This window comes from Paraliomyxa miuraensis (genome assembly GCF_026337845.1).
Taxonomy (GTDB): domain Bacteria; phylum Myxococcota_A; class Polyangia; order Nannocystales; family Nannocystaceae; genus Paraliomyxa; species Paraliomyxa miuraensis.
On record NZ_JAOVZF010000013.1, the window covers coordinates 1 to 219 of the forward strand.

At 66.2% G+C, this 219-nt stretch carries 1 protein-coding gene; it reads left to right on the top strand.

The annotated features are described in order from the left end of the window. The coding region (locus OEB96_RS00050; RefSeq protein WP_456320255.1) for a tyrosine-type recombinase/integrase at positions 1 to 219 on the top strand (219 nt) is incomplete at both ends.

Genomic DNA, 219 nt, shown 5'->3' on the forward strand with positions numbered 1-219 from the left:
GGTGCCGACGTTCAAGGAGTTCGCCGGCTACTTCATCGAGACCTACGCAACCACCAACAACCGACCCAGCACCGTCCGCGAGAAGCGGCGGACGCTCGGCCGTGGGCTGCTCGAGCACCTCGGGCGCTTGCGACTGCACCAGATCACCGCCCGCCACGTGGAGACCTTCAAGGCTCGCCGCAAGAAGGACGGGGTGGGGCCCAAGACGATCAACGAGGA